This window comes from Calditrichia bacterium (assembly GCA_020634975.1).
In the GTDB taxonomy this organism is placed as follows: domain Bacteria; phylum Calditrichota; class Calditrichia; order RBG-13-44-9; family J075; genus JACKAQ01.
Map to the genome: position 1 here is coordinate 867,836 of JACKAQ010000001.1, position 17,127 is coordinate 884,962.

Genomic DNA, 17,127 nt, shown 5'->3' on the forward strand with positions numbered 1-17,127 from the left:
ATTAAGCGGGCAAACGCACGAAAATCCAGTCCGGGATTAGCTGAATAAACCAGGCTGCAAAACGCCAGCGTTTTGTGATAAATGCGTGCGACCGCTTTCGGCGAAGAGCAGAATAAATTTGTTTTGCTGCTTTTTCCGGGGGTGCTACCCAAAACATGCCTTTGTTGTGCTCGGTCATCGGCGTTGCCACAAATCCCGGGCGAATATCCGAAACCGTGATGTTTACTTTTTTGCGATGCGCCTTTTGGCGAAAGCCCTGCATGTAGTTGGAAATAAATGCTTTAGAGGCGCAATAAACCGAATTCCGGTGAAAGCCTTTATACGACGCAATCGACGAAATCCCTGCAATATGCCCGCTGCCGCGTTGCAAAAAATACGCCCACGATGCATTGAACATTGCCACAAATCCGGTAACATTCACGTCGATCACCGCTTTTTCGCTCTGCCAGTCCGCATGCGATTTCAGAGAAATTCCTGCATTGATCACCACCAAATCGACATCGCCCATTTCGGCAAAAAGATCATTTAAAATGCGAATTGCCTCGTCATGTTTGGCAACGTCCATTGCACGAAAATAGCTTTTTGTCGGCAATTTTTCTGCCAATTCGCTCAGCAGATGTTCACGTCGGGAAGTTAGCCCGATTTCGTAACCGTTGTTAGCCAGCTCTATTGCCAGCGCTTCGCCGATTCCTGTGGATGCGCCAATAATAATCGCTTTGGGTGCTGCCATTTAATTCCCCGCTTTTTTGCGGGAAATATATCTGTTTATTTCGGGATGGACAATAGAGGGCGGGAAATTTGCGCTTAAAACGCCAAAAAGCGGATGACAACCCGACGGTTGCGCGCACGGTTTTCCGGGGAAATGACGCCGGTCATCGGATCGATATTCGGCACAATCGGTTGGGTATCGGAAAAACCAACTGCCCGAAGCCTGCGGGAATAAATGCCCTGATCGATAAGAAAACGAACAATTCCGCTGGCACGCGCGGCAGAAAGCTCCCAATTGGATGGGAACTCGCGGGTTTGGATCGGCACATCATCCGTGTGCCCTTCGATGGCGACATTATACGGAACTGAGCGGATAATTTCTGCAATTCGTTTGATCAACGGTTGCGCCTGCGGCGAAATATCCGCACTTCCCGACTGAAACAAATATGCGCCGGGAACGCTGATCGCAACCCCTTGCGGCGTTTTTTCCGCTTTCACTTCCGCCGATAAATTTTCTTCGGTGAGCATTGTGTTTACATCTTTATATACTTCTTCGAGGCTTTTTTGAGGCGTATCCACGTCGCCAACGGCGTTGGACATCGAGTTTGCAACCTGTTCAAATTTGCTGGCGTCGATGGATGAAATTGAGGCGAGCAGCACAAAAAATGTCATCAGAAGCGTCATCAAGTCGGAGTACGAAGTGAGCCATTCATCACCGGTTTCCAAATTTTCCGGGCGATTCATTTCGTCCATCGCGGATAGCTTTTTGTGCAAATTATTGTGATATTCGTTTCGCATGCTGAATTGCCGCTTTCAATTGATTTTTTCAGCGAATATGCCGGTTAGTAATTCTGCCTGTTGGGAATTTTTCGCTGCCCCGGGGCTAAAAACGAGTTCAGCGAATCGTGAATTTTGGCTGGATGCCATTGTTCACCGATCAGCACCAGACCATCGACAATCATGCTCATCAGCACAATCCGTTCTTCGGTGCGGCGTTCCAGCTTCTCGGCAATCGGGTTAAACACCATATTCGCCAAAATCAGTCCGTAAAAAGTTGTTACGAGCGCCACAGCCATGCTCGGACCCAAATTTTCCATATTACTACCGGACATTTTTTGAAGCATGGCAATAAGCCCGATAACCGTTCCGAGCATCCCGAAAGCTGGCGCAAAACGCGCCATCGTTCGGAAAATGCGGGCGTCGTTATTTTCCCTTATTTTGTGATTGATGATGCGTTGATCCATAATATCGCGGAGTTCTTCCGGCGCATATCCGTCGATCAGCATTTGCAAGCCATCACGCAAAAATGGGTCGGGCAAGCCTTTCACTTCGTTTTGCAGCGACAAAAGCCCGCGGATACGAACACGTTCCGCAATTTTGGTCATTACCGAAACATAGCTACCAAGTTGAATACTCTGTTTTTGCATAACAATAGCAAAAACCTTAAATACACGAATGATATCATTTATCGAATAACTGGTTAACGCAGCAGCGGCTGTTCCGCCCATAACAATTGCCAATCCGGAAGGATTAATGAAAGCCATAACGGAAACTGTCTGCATGGTAACGGCAAAAAATAATATCCCAACCGAAATAATAATGCCCATAATTGTTGTTCGTGACATAGCATTCTACCTTAGTTCATAATCATCTTTCCTTAATTTATCGGTTGATATATCAAATGGTTAAGTATAGTTTTAGAGGGATAACCGAACAAAATTTAAAATGTATCGTTAAATTTTTAAGTGAATTAATGCAAAAACCAGCGCCATTGCAGCCGTTATAACGAAAAAACGATCAAATGAATCAAAATGAATTGGTTTTAAGCTTGATTTTTGGAAAAAGATTTTTGTAAATTATAAAATTATCGGAGGAATAAATGACTGTTACAAAAGCAGATATCGTTAAACTGTTATCAGATTCAACTGGACTTACCAAAACAGATGTGGAGTCGGTGGTAAACGGTTTTCTGTATAACGTAATCGATAGCGTTCAGACTGGTGAACGCGTAGAGATAAGAGGATTCGGTAGCTTCTATTCGAAAGAACGCGAAGCAAGAACCGTTAAAAATCCACGGACGAAGAAAATCGTTTCCGTTGATCACCGATTTGTTCCGGTATTCAGACCGGCCAAGCATTTTCGCGAGAATGTTAATGAACAGCAGCTCGCTAAAAAAGGTAAGTCAGGATAAGTCTAATGGCAAAAACTTGTTCGAAGTGTAAAGCAACTTTGCCGGCTGATGCAAAGTTTTGCTCTCACTGCGGAACAAATTTGGAAGTTAAAACCCAAACTTGTTCAAGTTGCAAACAAGAAAACAACGCAGAAGCATCTTTTTGCACAAAATGTGGACATGATTTAAATAATAAATCTTCAAAAAGAAGATCGACACCTGTCACAAAAGCAAAATCTTCTGCGCCTGTTTTCACCCAAAAGCAAATTGTGCCTTTGGCAGCTATGGGCTTATTGGCTATCATTATTACTGTAGCCTTCTATTACACGAATTTTTGGGAACCCTTACAAAGTAAGCAGGTTCAGCAGGCGAATCCGCATAATCACCCAACGGAAGAACAAGCGGCGCAACAAAGTACTGAGCATAGTGAGGATGATGGACATTTTCATCCACCCAGCGATGAAGAACTGGCTGCAATTGCAGAACAGTTGAAATCCAACCCGGATGATCTGACGTTAAATGTTCAAATGGGAAACATGCTTTTCGACGGTGGAAAATATGAAGATGCTATCCCTTATTATCGGAAATCGCTTTCAATCGACCCTAATAATCCGGATGTAATTGTGGATTTAGGTGTTTGCTTTTTCAATATGCAACAATATGAAAAAGCGAAAGAGCAGTTTGAATTGGCACATAATCTGGACAGTAATCATGTTAACGCGCTTTATAATTTGGGCGTTGTTGCCGTTCAAAATGGTGAAGTAAACCAATTGGTGCAATACTGGAGCAGACTTCAGGAAGTTGCACCCAATTCCCCCCAAGCTCAGCGAGCGATGCAGGTGCTAAACCAGATTCATCAGGAAGTTAATGAATTCGAATCCGGTGACGCTAATAAATCTGAATAGAATTAAATTATCATTCATTAATTAACGTTTTAATGAGGAGCATTTATGCCCTGCGGACGTAAGAGAAAACGCCATAAAATGGCAACGCATAAGCGCAAAAAAAGATTGCGTAAGAATCGTCATAAAAAGAAGGTTCGTTAATTTTGAAAGCGTAGGGCTACAATCTCTACGCTTTCCTTTTTTAAGGTAGTTATCGATGAAAACCTACTCCGTATCTCAACTTACCCGCGACATCAAATCAGTATTGGAACAGAGCTTTCCCCGACTTTGGGTGGAAGGCGAGATATCCAATTACAAACGCCATTCTTCCGGACATATTTATTTTACCCTGAAAGATGAATCTGCCCAAATCAGTTGCGCGATGTGGAAATTCCGTGCCGCCCAGCTTGCTTTTTTACCCCAGGATGGAATAAAAGTGCTGGTTGAAGGCGATGTTCAGGTTTATGAGCGCAGTGGAAATTATCAGCTGATTATCCAGCAGATTCAGCCGGCTGGCGTTGGTGCGTTACAAATGGCCTTCGAGCAACTCAAACGGCGATTGCTTGCAGAAGGATTATTTGATGACGCTCATAAAAAAACGCTACCACCTTTCCCGGGATCGGTTGGGGTTATCACCTCGCCTACCGGTGCAGCGATACGAGATATCGTCAGCGTAATACAGCGACGTTCGCCGGCAACCAAAATTGTGTTGTTACCCGTTCGCGTGCAGGGCGCTGGAGCAGCGGAAGAAATTGCGGCTGCTATTGGAACATTCAACAAATACCAAAATGTTGACGTGTTAATCGTCGGGCGTGGCGGCGGTTCGCTGGAAGATTTATGGGCATTTAACGAGGAAATTGTGGCTCGGGCAATTTTTGATTCAACCGTTCCGGTGATATCGGCAGTCGGTCACGAAGTCGATTTTTCGATTGCCGATTTTGTTGCCGATCACCGCGCACCGACACCTTCCGCAGCAGCGGAAATTGCGGTTCGCGATTGGCGGGAAATACAGGGTCAGCTCAATTATTTTCACGAAAAAATGGGCAGCTTGCTCCACAAAAGATTGGATAATTTGCGCGACCAATTGACTAACTGGCAGAACAGCTACGCATTCCGGCGACCGCTGGATTTGGTTTTTCAGCATCGCCAACGGCTGGATGAATTGCAGCGCAGTTTGACAAACAATGTTAATCACGCCATCCAAATGAGGCAGGTCAACCTGAAACATATTCAAACGCAGCTCAACTCACTCAATCCGGACGCTATTTTGAAACGCGGTTACAGCATTGCAACCCGAAATGGCAAAATCCTCACCGACGCATCACAGCTTGCAAACGGCGATTCGGTGCATATCCGGCTGGCATCGGGTGGGTTTGACAGCACCGTAACATCTGTCGAACCATCTGATGCACAGGAAAACACACCCTGATTTTCAATTTTAATTCATAAAACAACGGTAAACGGTATGGCAGCAAAAAAAATTACATTTGAGAACGCGTTCCAACGGCTGGAAGAAATCACCCGAAAGCTCGAAGATAACAGCGTGGGTCTGGAAACGTCGGTAGAATTATACAAAGAAGGTATGGATTTACTCAAAATCTGTTCCGGCAAATTGAGCGAAGCAGAAAAAACAATTTATAAATTGACGCAAAAAGCGGATGGCTCTTTCGAGGAAACGCCGTTGGATACCGAGTAGTTTTCCGCAATAAAAAACCCCGTCCACGCGGTTGCATGAACGGGGATGACGCCTGCCGGTAGTTTTGGCAGCCGGATGCAAGGTAATCCTCGCGATTACTGACACCCTTTTCAAGATCAGCCCTAATCTCGCGATTAAAGACCCACCTTATCGGAAGCAGCCAATCATCGCGATTGAATCAACTTCCCTTTGAATACGGATGATGCTCAATTTCTCAATTGACGAACCTTCCGAATTTAAAGCCTGGCTGTACTATCGGCTAACTTTAGCGTTTTTGATACTGTTTTATTTATTGTGATATTGCCAAATTATCACCGCTAATTTGCCATTTTTCACCTTCCGAAACATAGATGCGGGTCACATCTAATCCCAATCGATAGCTGCGTATAGCTTGTTTTATGCCATCGACACGATCCGGGATCGCTGCAATTTTGAAAGATTCCGGGTCCAATTTTTGCTTTTCACTGAGAAATACCCGAACCGTTTCTTCATCCACAGTTCCCGGTGCTTCAACGATGTGATAAAATATCTGCACTTCCTTTTCCGGAATGACACTGCCGAGTGGGATACTACCGGACTCGGGTTCGGCTTTTTCGGTAGTATTATAAACCAAAAAATATCGCTTATTCTGAACAAATGACTCGGCAAATCCCGGAATGTATACGCTGAGATGCGCATCGTTTGAGCGATCCGTTTCCGCAGAATTACTTTTGACAGACTCAACCCGGTCATCTTTCCAATTGGCCTGAATAATTTGCCCGTCTGAGAAACGGTATTCGCCGTTCCCATTTCGCTTTCCATTATCAAAAGCGCCTTCATACACATCGCCGTTGGCGAAATACCAGCTTCCCCTGCCATTCGGGCGATCATCACGCCATTGCCCCTGATATTTGGAACCATCCGCCCACGTTTGAAATCCGCTTCCATGACGAATGCCATTTCGGAAATAGCCGTCGTAAACCTGTCCGTCTGCGAAGGTGTAAACGCCGCGCCCCTGTGGTTTTCCTTTGCGGAAATAACCTTCAAAAACCGCATTTTCTGCAATAATTTGCAGATTGCCTTTACCATGCGGCTGCCCGCTGCTCACTTCGCCGGTGTAAATATTTCCGTTTGCAAATGTGAAAACACCCTCACCCTCCGGAATAAAATTACTGAACAATCCTTCGTAAACATCGCCTTCCGGCGTTTTGATTTTTCCAGTTCCATTTTGGACATCACCGGATAAAACTTGCCAACGGTAGATCCCATCAATCCAAACGCCAGAATATTGTACGCGACCGTCCGGCAAATAACTGACGCCGATGCCGTGCTGAGCATTTTTTACCCAGCTACCTTCGAAGCGCCGGCCATCAGCCCACACGTATGTGCCCTGGCCATCTGTGCAATTGCCATCAATACACCCCAAAACATCGCTGTTGCGAACACCATACCAACTGCCGCCATATTTTTTGGAGCTATACCACCACTCACCATAAAGCCCGTTGCTGCCTTCCATCAAATTGAAATTCACAACACCGGCAAATTTGCCATCTGACCAATTTAAAACGAGTTGTGATTTTGCGGCATCATAATACCCTTTCACGGTTCCGGAACTGATTTTACCATTAAATGAACCGCCAATTTTACCATCTTCCTGCACTGCGAGTCCCATCGTGCCAAAATTGGTTTGCCATGTGCCTTCAAATTGAGTGGCATTTGCGCTGTTCAGCTTGTCATCAGGTTTTTCCCGGACGCCGATCCACTCGCCGTCCAAATTTTCATCGCCCCTGCCCCATGTTCCGTTAAAGGAATTTCCACCGGATTGCAGGACAAACAACAGATTACCGCGATTGTTTCCTTCAATCCAGTTGCCCGTCAGTAATTTTCCATTTGTCGATAACCGACCTTCGAGCTTTCCTTTTACCTTGCCATCTGAATAAATTCCGGTCACATTTCTGCCATCGACATCCAGCGACAGATGCCCAAACGAGGTTCGCCAATAGCCGCTAAACTGATCTTTCGCAAAACTAACTCCGGAGAAACTCAGTATCAGAACAATACTGATAACTACTTTCATTCCGAAACGATTTCTCATATGCTACTCCTGAATTAACTCGGTTAAGGTTTCACAACCTGAACATCCATCACTATCGTGTTGGTATATAGCAAGGCGTATGCCAATACCGTTAGCCCGCAAACATAAATGCAGCCAACAGTATTACAGGGCTTAAAAAAACGGGGGTTTTTGCGGTCAATTCAACCGCACTATTTTTGTCCGAGAGTGTGTTATTTTTTTACATTTTTGAAGCGATTTGACGAGGGGCACATTGAATACAACCGGAGAAAACGGAATCTACTCCGGTTCAGTTGTTGGATTTTCCGGTAGGTCGGGTGATTGAGTGACATCAGAAATATCATCAAATGATTGGCTGGCTCCGCACCACGGGCAAAACCAGCACCGGCGATCCGATGGTGCATCGCCGATACTCCACCATTTCCGGCATTCGCCGCACTGAAAATGCGTCAAAATTTCATGTGATAATTTGCCCATTTTACAACTTCACCGATAACGATACCTGAAAATACTGTTTTTTCAACAAATAAAATTGATAACCACTATTATCCAGAATATTGTAGCCGGAAGCCTGCAAATGCCATTGCATACCGCTCACCCGAAAGCGATAACCGGCTGCAATATCTACATCGTAAAATGCGGGTATTTCTTCCGAAATTAGCTCGTTGGTTTGGTTTCCGGCGGGCACAAGTCCGCTGCTTTTTCCTTCGCGGAACAGCGTGGTGTTTACATAAAATCCCCACGGTGACTGATAATCCAACTGAACGCTGAACATATTTTCCGGTTTAAAGGGATAAAGCGAGAGATCCGAAATATCCAGCATCGTTGCTGTTGCCTGCAAACTCATCCGTTTCAGCAATCCGTTGAATTTGAGGGATGTCTCGAAACCGTTGGTCTCGTTGCGCCCGATCTGCGATAGCACCCGGGACGGATCGCTCGGCAACTGGATCAGCTTGTTCACAATTGTGCTGCGAAAAACGGACATCGCCACTTCGTAACCGGAATACATCCGCCCCTGAACATCGCGTTTCAGGCTAAAACCCATCTCTCCGGCGTTGTTCACTTCCGGTTCCAGCCGATTGAGTGTGGAATCTCCGGCGTCAATTTCCTGTAACTGGAGATATGCGTTATCCGCCAGCGAGTGAAAGCGGACGTTTTTGCCGTAGCTCAAATAGGGTGTCAGCACATAATTGGGTTTCTCAAATTCAATCTGAATACCGATTGTCGGCGAAACAAAATGTTCACCGGTGGTAATGTAATCATCGCGTAAGCCAAAATGGGTCTTCCAGGTGATGTCCGGGCGATTGTTAAATTGGTTGCTAAACCCTGCCACACCGGCAAAACTGAATCTGTTTTCATACAGTAAAGCACCATAATACAATGGGTTAGCACGTCTGGCGTCGCGGAATTCGATATCCACTTCATCGTGATAATATTCCGCCAACAACTGGAACTCATTTTTATCGGCGGTATATTTTTTGGCAGCGCGGAAATTCAACCGCCGGGTTTGATAAATATCCTCGTAGGTATTTTGAACTTGTGTTTGCAATCGCTCGATGTCGTCTTTTCCGATTTGGTAATTCAACATCAAATCGAGATCTTCCGCACCGAGCAATGTTCCGCGATAGGATCCGGCTACGATGAGATTTTGCCGCAAATTCTGCCAGGACGGCTTTTGGTAATCCAGAACATATCCGAAAACGCGGGCGCTCAACTGCCCTTCAGATAAATAATAATCCATACGTAAGTTGTGGTTTTGTTTGAAGATATCAACCTGCGCATTTTCGGTTTTTGTGGAATCCAACACCTCGCCGGGAAAAAATTCGATGCCCGGCTTGTTGCTGTTTACCTGCCCAAAATAGTTGAGCACAAAATTCCGGGAAAGCGGCACGTTCACTTCGCCAATGTAATATTGGCTGTTGAAACTGCCCTGTTTCGTTTTGAGATACACTTCCCGGTCGAGTTTTTTACGGGTGTGAATATTGACCACGCCGCCGAACGCACCGTTGCCCAGCAGCGTCATGTTCGAGCCTTTGAGCACCTCCAGCGATTCGATGCTCTCCACCGGGATGATCGATAAATCGGCGGCATCGCTGACACCGAGATTGTTAATGAGCACGCCGTCGATATAAACGTTTACTTCGCTGGCATCGCTGCCGCGAATCTGGATGCGCCGCCCGTTCAAATCATTCCCTTCGATGCGCACTGCCGGAATATTTTTGAAAATATCGCCAATTTCGCTGCTGCCGCGCGATTCAATTTCTTCGAATGAAATTTCGCTCCGAGCGTGGGGAATTTCCTGTCGGGAAATATCTGAGCGAAAGTCGCGCACCGTCACCGAATCCGATACGGAAAGATTGCCCGGCTGCAATTCAATTCGGCTGCGATTGGGAAATGTCGACAACCTGCTCACATACGTTTCGAATCCCAAAAAGCTGACCATCAGCGTATCGCTGAGCGCATTTTCCGCCACTTCCAGCCGAAAAAAACCGTCATCATCCGTTGTTGTTCCAACTTTCGCCAGCTTCAGATACACATCCGCACCTTTCAGCGGATTGAGCGATCGCGCATCAACCACAATACCGGAAATCACTTGTTGCGCCATTGCACTACCAGCGATCAAAAAAAGGCAAAGGATTGCAAAAAAAAATTTTTCAACATAGGAGCGGATTTTCATAAATCTCTCATTTTTAATAATTTAGATCGGTTCAATAGCCAAAAATACGGGTTTCGGTGAAATCATCTTTATCCGTCGCGCGGATGCTGTAATTGGTGCGCAGCAACCCGCTGGAATCTACGGTATCGGGAAAATGGGTTTGAAAAAGTGCGGAAAAATCATCCAGAATATCAATTCTGTTCATCAAAAAAGCAACGTTCGAAAGCACACGAAGGCTGTCATCCCAGTATGTGCCGATTGCAAAAACGCTATCGATATTTGCAGCCCCCTGATAATCAAAAATTTCTGCGACGACAATTGAATCCGCAATACTGCTGCTCAAAATAATCGGGGCGCCATACACCAGCTTTGCGTTCAGCGTGTTATTTTCAGGAAAAACAACCAGTTGCGTATCCAGTGTAAAATATTGCCGGGCGGAAATTCGCACTGTTGCAGGTCGGCTGAGCCGGTCGTCTTCGCCAATTTCGTATGGAATGGTGTAGCGCCCGTCGCGGGTGGTTGAAATTACCCGCCCCTGCATTTGGATGGTTGCCCGGTGGATCGGCTCTCCGGTGAAAACATTGCTGATTTGTCCGGTAACGATGGCATCGTTTGGCACCTGTTCGGCCTGATAGTTAAATCCGGTTAACCGGTCGGCGTCGCAGCGCCATAACAGAAATATCGCGGAAAACAGCAAACCCCAAAAACGCCGGTTTTTAATTGCCATAAATTGCCTTAATTGCCTGATTTAATTCGAATCCGGGTAATTTAGCGGTTTTCAGGGAGGAAAACAATGCCACGATCGGGTTAAATTCGCAGCGTTGGGAACGTGTTTCAGCGGACCATCGGAACAAATCGTACGGGGATTTTCCGGGAAATGTTCAGTTTTTTTTCACCGCGGGTGATCAGGAAAAGCCGTTGCATCATTCCGCCAACCGGAATGATCATCCGCCCGCCGATGCGCAATTGGTGAATTAAATCATGCGGAATTTTTTTGGGCGCTGCGGAAACAATAATTGCATCAAACGGCGCGGCTTCCGGCCAGCCTTCGTAGCCGTTGCCAACCCGCAAACGGACGTTGGCTAAACCCATATTTTCCATAATCTTATCGGCACGCTCCGACAACTCCGGAACGATTTCGATCGAATACACTTCGCTGATTATTTTTGCCAGAATTGCTGTTTCGTAGCCGGAACCGGTGCCGATTTCCAGCACGCGCTCCGATTGTTTCAGCGAAAGCAAACCAACCATGTATGCAACAATAAACGGTTGCGAAATGGTTTGGTCCCAACCGATAGGAAGTGGCTTATCGTCGTAGGATTCGTCAATGCGTTCTTCGGGAACAAAAAGGTGGCGCGGCACATCGAGAAACGCCTGCAGCACCCGTGCATCGGAAATACCGCGTTTCATTAAATGCTCGTCAACCATTTGCCGGCGCAGTTTTTGCCAAAGTTGTTCCCGGTTTCCACCGGTTTCCGGTGAAGTCATGCAAAATCCTTTGCTTTGCCGGTCGCAAAAAATGTTGGCAAATGAGACGATAACAACACGTAAGTTGCTGATTTTACTCTGTTTCTACCAATGCCTCCAGATGTGCCAACAAACTTGCGGCCAGGTTTTCGTGATGATAGCCGCCTTCCAAAACGGATAATATTTTACCGTCATTAATTTGTTTCATTTCTTCCCGCAACATCCGGGTCATTTTGCGAAAACCTTCGGTGGAAACGCGCATTTGCGCCAGCGGGTCATCATCGTGGGCATCAAAACCGGCTGAGATGATCAGCAAATCCGGATGATACAACCGCAATTCGGGAATAATCTGCTCGCTTAACACCCGCAGATATTCGTGATCACCGCAATCGGGCGGCAGCGGAATGTTGAGCGTGTATCCCTTTCCGAGCCCGCGACCACGTTCCTCCGCAGCGCCGATTCCCGGATACAACGGCCATTGGTGAATGCTGCAAAAATAAACATCGTGATTTTGATAAAAACTGTGGTGGGTGCCGTTGCCCTGATGCACATCCCAATCCAGAATGAAAACACGCTGCAGCGCGTAGCGATCAATGGCATATCGCGCGGCAATGGCAACATTGTTGAAGAGGCAAAATCCCATTGCTTCGGCATATTCGGCGTGATGCCCGGGCGGACGGATGGCGCAAAATACGCTATCTACTTTATTATTCATCAGATCGTCCACACCCGCAAGGCATGCACCGACGCCATATAAGGCAGCTTCGAACGATTTTTCGGTTACCAGTGTATCTCCGCCATCCAGAATTGCCGGCGCACGCAAACACGTTTCCTCAATGCTGTGGATATACGAGGGGCTGTGGTTGGTTTCGATCCATTTTAGCTCTGCTTTTTCCGGTGTTTTGTGCACAAGTTGATCCCAAATGCCGTGGCGTTGCAAATACTCGACGATAATACCCAGCCGTTCGGGGTTTTCCGGATGACGCAGCCCTTTTAAATGTTCCAAAAAAATCGGGTGGTAATAGAAGTGGAGATTTTTCCAGTTCAGATGCATGCAAATGCCCCTTCAAAAATAAGATTCGATGCGTTGCAAATCGTAAAAACCAGTTATTCAATTTCTGGTGTAAATGGGTAATTTTACCCAAAATGTCGCGCCGGATTCCGGTTTGGAATCGATAACAATTCGTCCGTTGTGTTCATCGATAATTTTTTTAACGATGGCTAACCCCAATCCGGTGCCGCTTTCTTTGCCGCTGGTTACAAATGAATCGAATAATCGATCCTGTATTTCGCCGGGAATTCCCGGTCCGCTATCGGTAAACTGGAACACGACAGATTCATTTTCATCGTAAATGCGGAACATGAATTGCCCACCTTTTCCCATCGCTTCCAGTGCGTTTTTGGAAATATTGTAAAAAACCCGCAGTATTTTTTCTTCGTCAACATGCAGCAATTGCTGGCTTTCGACGAGAATGGACAGTTTTGTCCCGTTATCTTCGCACATTTTTTTCAGCCGCGTGCCAAAGCGTTTGACCAATTGCTGGGCGCTGTTTTTGCGCGGCAACAAATTGGTTTTACCTTTCGCGAAATCCAGCACTTCGGTGATCATGTTCATCGTTGCGCGAATTTCATCGCGAATAATATCGGCAAATTCATTGCGCTCATCCGGCGTTGTGGTGTCGTCCTGCATCAGATCCACAAATCCGTTGATGGTGCTTACGGGGCTTCGAATATCGTGCACAACGGTGCTGATCACCCGCCCGATTGCCGAAAGCCGTTCCCGTTTGATAATGCCATCCCGCAAATCGTGCAGTTCCCGAGCCCGGGATATTTTTTGCGCGATCAGCTCCATTATTTTTCGTTCGTCCTGATAATCCTGTGCCTGCCCGACACCAACCGCAATCGCCACCAGCAATCCGGTGGATGCATCGGTTAGTTGAATATTTTTGAACAAATATTCATCGCCGGCATTTTGCGCGATTTCGGCAATGCTGAGATGTTGCCGTATTTCATCCCAAAAAGCGGACAATGCGTGGTAATCGGAAATATCTGGCAAAGCGGGGAGCTTATCCACTTGCGGCAACGTTTCCTGATAACTTTTGCCGGATTGATTGGCAGAACAAACAATCAGCTGCCCGTTATCCGGCACGATTGCAACCACCCATTCGGCGTTCAAATGTTCAACCGTTCGCTGAAGCACTTTCCGGTAAACCAACGGCAGGTCGTGCTCTACGTTTAGCAATTGTTCAAATTCGTGGAGCAGATCGATCTCGCGCAATTTCTTCTCAACGCGTTGATACAACCGCGCGTTGCTGATCGAAATTGCCACCTGCGAAGCAAGTGCTTCCAGCAAGTCTTCGTCTTCATCCGTAAAAACACCGTCAATTTTATTGAGCACCTGAATAACGGCAATTATTTTACGTTCACCTTCCTGCGCGTTCGGATCCCATACCGGCATGCACAGCATGGAGCGGGTCCGGTATCCGGTGCGTTTATCTGTGATCGGGTCGAATCGTGGATCGTTGTAAGCATCGGAAATATTAATCGCCTGACCGGTTTTCGCAACCGTTCCGGAAATTCCCCGGCCAATTTGCTGGCGAATTTCTTTTATTTCCGCTTTTAAGGCAACTTTTGCCCACAATTCCTGCTTTTCGGAATCGACGATATATAGCGTGCTGCGATCGGCACCCATCAACACCGTTATTTCCTGCATAATTAATCGCAGCAATTTATCGATATTCAACGTCGAGCTGAGCGCTTTCCCGATCCGCTGGATGGAAAACAGCTCTTTCTCACGTTTTTTGAGCAACCATTTTAGCTGACGAATTTCATCCTGCAGCAACTTTGGATCAGTTCCGGGGTTACCCATCTTCACCTATTTCCTTATTTGGCGGGTCATTCAAACAAGAAAAGCTCCCGCTGTTGGGAGCTTTTTATTTTTTTTCACTAATTTTGATTGTTAAGCTCCTTTTGCGTCTTCCAGGAACTTGGCAACGGCCCGATCAGCATTTTCATACGTATCAAATATTTCGATCAATTTGGTGATCATTAAAACGCTTTTTACTTTTTCCGTAACGCTGGCTAATTTTAACTGGCTGTTGTTTTCCGTAATTGATGTCATACAGGACATCAGCGTTCCCAAACCGGAACTGTTCATCCATTTTACGCCTTTGATATCGATTACAAATTTTTTTAATCCGTCTGCCAAAAGGCTCTTCACTTTGTCATGCAGATCCTGAGATTCGGGTCCACCCATCATGTTTCCGCTAACAGTAATGACGGCAATGTCGCCCTGTATTTGTTCTTTAATTTTCATAGGCTCTCCTCTAAAGTCTATTGATAGATAACTGGCAACATTAATTTATCACCGGGAAACAACTGCTCTAATTTATTTAAATCGTTAAAATAAAGCAAAAGATTTACGGGAAACTTATATTTTTTGCGGGCGAGATTCCACAGATTATCACCGGACTGGATGGTGTGTTGAATCAACTCCACCCGGGCGGAATTCTGGAAATACTTCTGAATAAGCCCCATGTGATAGTTGAGTCGTTTTTGCAGAAATACGTCCGGCGATGTGGTTGAAAAATCCAGTTTAAGGCGCGCGCCGGTTTTCATATTACTGCTTCGCGATAACCCGTTCACGCGGCGAATGGTGCTGGCATTATTACCCAGCCATTCCGCAAAATGCCCGACCGTTTCCTGCGGATAAACAATTATTTCATCACCATCCGGGCGAAGCCGGGTAACCAGCATTTGCTGAAGTTCGATGATGGATATCTCCCGGCCATCCACAACCAATTGCCAGCTAATCTCTGGTGTGCTTGCTTCAACATGGGCAACAACGGGGGGTGCTTTTGCTGGTTTTTTCGGCTCAACTTCAGCAATTTCAACAGGTTGAGGCTTCGGCTCTTCTGGGGATAATTCCCACATAAAATCGGGAAATTTTTGCTGAACAGGATTTTCTGCAACCTGCATTCGCGGTAAATCCAGCGGGTATTTTAGCGGCTGCCCATCCAATTTGGCGATCAGCGGCTCGGCTTCCGAAGCTGTCTGTTCCAATTTTTCAGCAACAGGTTCAACAATTTCCACCGGTGCGGACGGGTTAATTTCTGCCACCAAAACCGGTTCTTCAACAATTTCAACAGGCGAATCGTTGAGTGCCAGTAACCAGTTCATCGTTTCCGGATTTTCGGCGTAAACATCTGTTTTGTCAGGAGATATCACACCAATTTGCATATTGCGGATATTTTTCTGCACCTTTGCCCGACGCGCGTAAATTTCCTGCAATTGGCGAATGGCGATGCTGTTGCTTTTGGGCAAAAGCTGCGCAAGCTTGATTTCACCGATTACTTCATCCGATGCACCAAGTGATGCCAAAATATCCCGTGCGCTGCTTTCCAGTGGCAACCGAAGGGTATATTTGGCAGGAATATATGTTTGTCCTTTCCAGACACTCCGGTTAAATCCGGGATTTAGCCGTTCCATTTCTGTTTTATCCAACTCAAACTGATCGACAAATCGCGCCAGATTCAGGTTTTTGGGCAACTCGATTTCCTGAAATTCAAGCACCGGGTCTTTCGCTGCGTTGGGGAAATAGTGATCGAGGCTGTCGCAAATTTCCACAACTGCCAGCACTTCGGGGTAAAAATTTTTCGATGCAAAACCAAAGCTGCGCCGCAAATATTTCTCGCGAATGGTCAAATAATCGCCATGCAGCCGTTTGGCTTTTTGCATGCTACCCAAACCGTGATTGTATGCGGTTATCGCCAACGCCCAATCATCCAGTAATCGGTAGTTAAATTTGAGTAATTTCGCGGCTGCTCGGGTAGCAACGAGCGGGTCAAACCGTTCGTCTTTTATCCGGTTAACTTTCATGTATTGACGCCCGGTACTGCGCATAAATTGCCACATTCCCGATGCACCCACATGCGATCGCGCATCCGGGTTAAAGGATGATTCCACATGCGGCAGATAGATCAGTTCCCGCGGCAATTCGTATTCCTGAAACACTTTTTCGATATATGGCAAATAGGTGAACATCCGCTGAACGCCCGCCAAAAAATTCTCCCGGATGCCGCGTTGCGCCCGGATATTTTTTGATGCATTCAGAAATTTATCGGGATCCGTATTCTTTAAAAACAGCATATAAACGGTGTTTTCCCAATACGTCAGGTTCGCTACATCAAATTGTTTGTTGTGAAAACGGAGCAACAATTCTTCAACTTCTTTACGGGCTTCTTTCAGCTTGTTATCTTCTTCCCGTTCGGTCAGCGATGTATCGAGCGTGATGGTTTTATACACCAGGCTGAGATCATCCACATCGTGAATGACAAATTGGTTTTTCGCCACTTTCGCAAACACATTCTTCCAGAAACGCACTTCGGTATCGAGCGCTTCCCGGTGCGGGAGGTGGTTTTGATAAATTTCTTCGCCGGCGGCGATTGAAATACCGGCAAAGCACAATAAAAACCCCATCATGTAAACAGCTTT

General features: G+C 46.2%; 16 protein-coding genes. 5 read left to right on the forward strand and 11 right to left on the reverse strand.

Annotation, left to right across the window (positions count from 1 at the left end; translation table 11 throughout):
• Position 1 precedes the first annotated feature (1 nt).
• The 3 genes from H6629_03385 to H6629_03395 form a co-directional block, all read right to left on the reverse strand.
• Complete coding sequence (locus tag H6629_03385; GenBank protein ID MCB9066843.1) at positions 2–730, reverse strand: SDR family NAD(P)-dependent oxidoreductase; 729 nt, start codon at positions 728–730, stop codon at positions 2–4.
• Between the two features lie 74 nt (positions 731–804).
• A complete protein-coding gene (locus H6629_03390; protein MCB9066844.1) occupies positions 805–1,506 on the reverse strand; it encodes an OmpA family protein in 702 nt (233 codons plus the stop codon).
• Between the two features lie 44 nt (positions 1,507–1,550).
• Positions 1,551–2,333, reverse strand: coding sequence for a MotA/TolQ/ExbB proton channel family protein (locus tag H6629_03395; protein MCB9066845.1), 783 nt, complete (start codon positions 2,331–2,333; stop codon positions 1,551–1,553).
• A gap of 254 nt (positions 2,334–2,587) precedes the next feature.
• Here H6629_03395 and H6629_03400 point away from each other — a divergent pair, with 254 nt between their 5' ends.
• The 4 genes from H6629_03400 to xseB all read left to right on the forward strand — a co-directional run bounded on the left by H6629_03400 (position 2,588) and on the right by xseB (position 5,458).
• The gene (locus H6629_03400) at positions 2,588–2,899 is read left to right on the forward strand and encodes an integration host factor subunit beta (GenBank protein ID MCB9066846.1); all 312 of its coding nucleotides are present in this window, start codon (positions 2,588–2,590) and stop codon (positions 2,897–2,899) included.
• Positions 2,900–2,904: 5 nt separating this feature from the next.
• Complete coding sequence (locus H6629_03405) at positions 2,905–3,783, forward strand: tetratricopeptide repeat protein (GenBank protein ID MCB9066847.1); 879 nt, start codon at positions 2,905–2,907, stop codon at positions 3,781–3,783.
• Between the two features lie 196 nt (positions 3,784–3,979).
• Complete coding sequence (gene xseA, locus H6629_03410) at positions 3,980–5,191, forward strand: exodeoxyribonuclease VII large subunit (GenBank protein ID MCB9066848.1); 1,212 nt, start codon at positions 3,980–3,982, stop codon at positions 5,189–5,191.
• 36 nt (positions 5,192–5,227) lie between these two features.
• On the forward strand, positions 5,228–5,458 hold the full coding sequence (gene xseB, locus H6629_03415; GenBank protein ID MCB9066849.1) for an exodeoxyribonuclease VII small subunit: 231 nt from the start codon (positions 5,228–5,230) through the stop codon (positions 5,456–5,458).
• Positions 5,459–5,747: 289 nt separating this feature from the next.
• Here the strand turns inward: xseB and H6629_03420 are convergent, their stop codons facing one another.
• Positions 5,748–7,532 carry a hypothetical protein gene (locus tag H6629_03420; protein ID MCB9066850.1) on the reverse strand — a complete coding sequence of 595 codons (1,785 nt, stop codon included), beginning with the start codon at positions 7,530–7,532 and terminating at the stop codon, positions 5,748–5,750.
• 326 nt (positions 7,533–7,858) lie between these two features.
• Here H6629_03420 and H6629_03425 point away from each other — a divergent pair, with 326 nt between their 5' ends.
• Complete coding sequence (locus tag H6629_03425) at positions 7,859–8,017, forward strand: hypothetical protein (GenBank protein ID MCB9066851.1); 159 nt, start codon at positions 7,859–7,861, stop codon at positions 8,015–8,017.
• Here H6629_03425 and H6629_03430 read toward each other — a convergent pair.
• The 7 genes from H6629_03430 to H6629_03460 all read right to left on the reverse strand — a co-directional run bounded on the left by H6629_03430 (position 7,990) and on the right by H6629_03460 (position 17,115).
• Positions 7,990–10,116, reverse strand: a complete 2,127-nt coding sequence (locus H6629_03430; GenBank protein ID MCB9066852.1) for a TonB-dependent receptor plug domain-containing protein — start codon at positions 10,114–10,116, stop codon at positions 7,990–7,992. The two genes, H6629_03425 and H6629_03430, sit on opposite strands and share 28 nt — an antisense overlap.
• A 103-nt stretch (positions 10,117–10,219) precedes the next feature.
• Entirely contained in the window at positions 10,220–10,894 is a 675-nt protein-coding gene (locus H6629_03435; GenBank protein ID MCB9066853.1) for a hypothetical protein, read from the reverse strand.
• A 107-nt stretch (positions 10,895–11,001) separates the two neighbouring features.
• Positions 11,002–11,655, reverse strand: a complete 654-nt coding sequence (locus H6629_03440) for a protein-L-isoaspartate(D-aspartate) O-methyltransferase (GenBank protein ID MCB9066854.1) — start codon at positions 11,653–11,655, stop codon at positions 11,002–11,004.
• A 73-nt stretch (positions 11,656–11,728) separates the two neighbouring features.
• Complete coding sequence (locus H6629_03445; GenBank protein ID MCB9066855.1) at positions 11,729–12,688, reverse strand: histone deacetylase; 960 nt, start codon at positions 12,686–12,688, stop codon at positions 11,729–11,731.
• 57 nt (positions 12,689–12,745) lie between these two features.
• Complete coding sequence (locus tag H6629_03450) at positions 12,746–14,503, reverse strand: GAF domain-containing sensor histidine kinase (GenBank protein MCB9066856.1); 1,758 nt, start codon at positions 14,501–14,503, stop codon at positions 12,746–12,748.
• Between the two features lie 90 nt (positions 14,504–14,593).
• The gene (locus H6629_03455) at positions 14,594–14,950 is read right to left on the reverse strand and encodes an STAS domain-containing protein (GenBank protein ID MCB9066857.1); all 357 of its coding nucleotides are present in this window, start codon (positions 14,948–14,950) and stop codon (positions 14,594–14,596) included.
• Between the two features lie 17 nt (positions 14,951–14,967).
• Positions 14,968–17,115, reverse strand: coding sequence for a transglycosylase SLT domain-containing protein (locus H6629_03460; protein ID MCB9066858.1), 2,148 nt, complete (start codon positions 17,113–17,115; stop codon positions 14,968–14,970).
• Positions 17,116–17,127 lie beyond the last annotated feature (12 nt).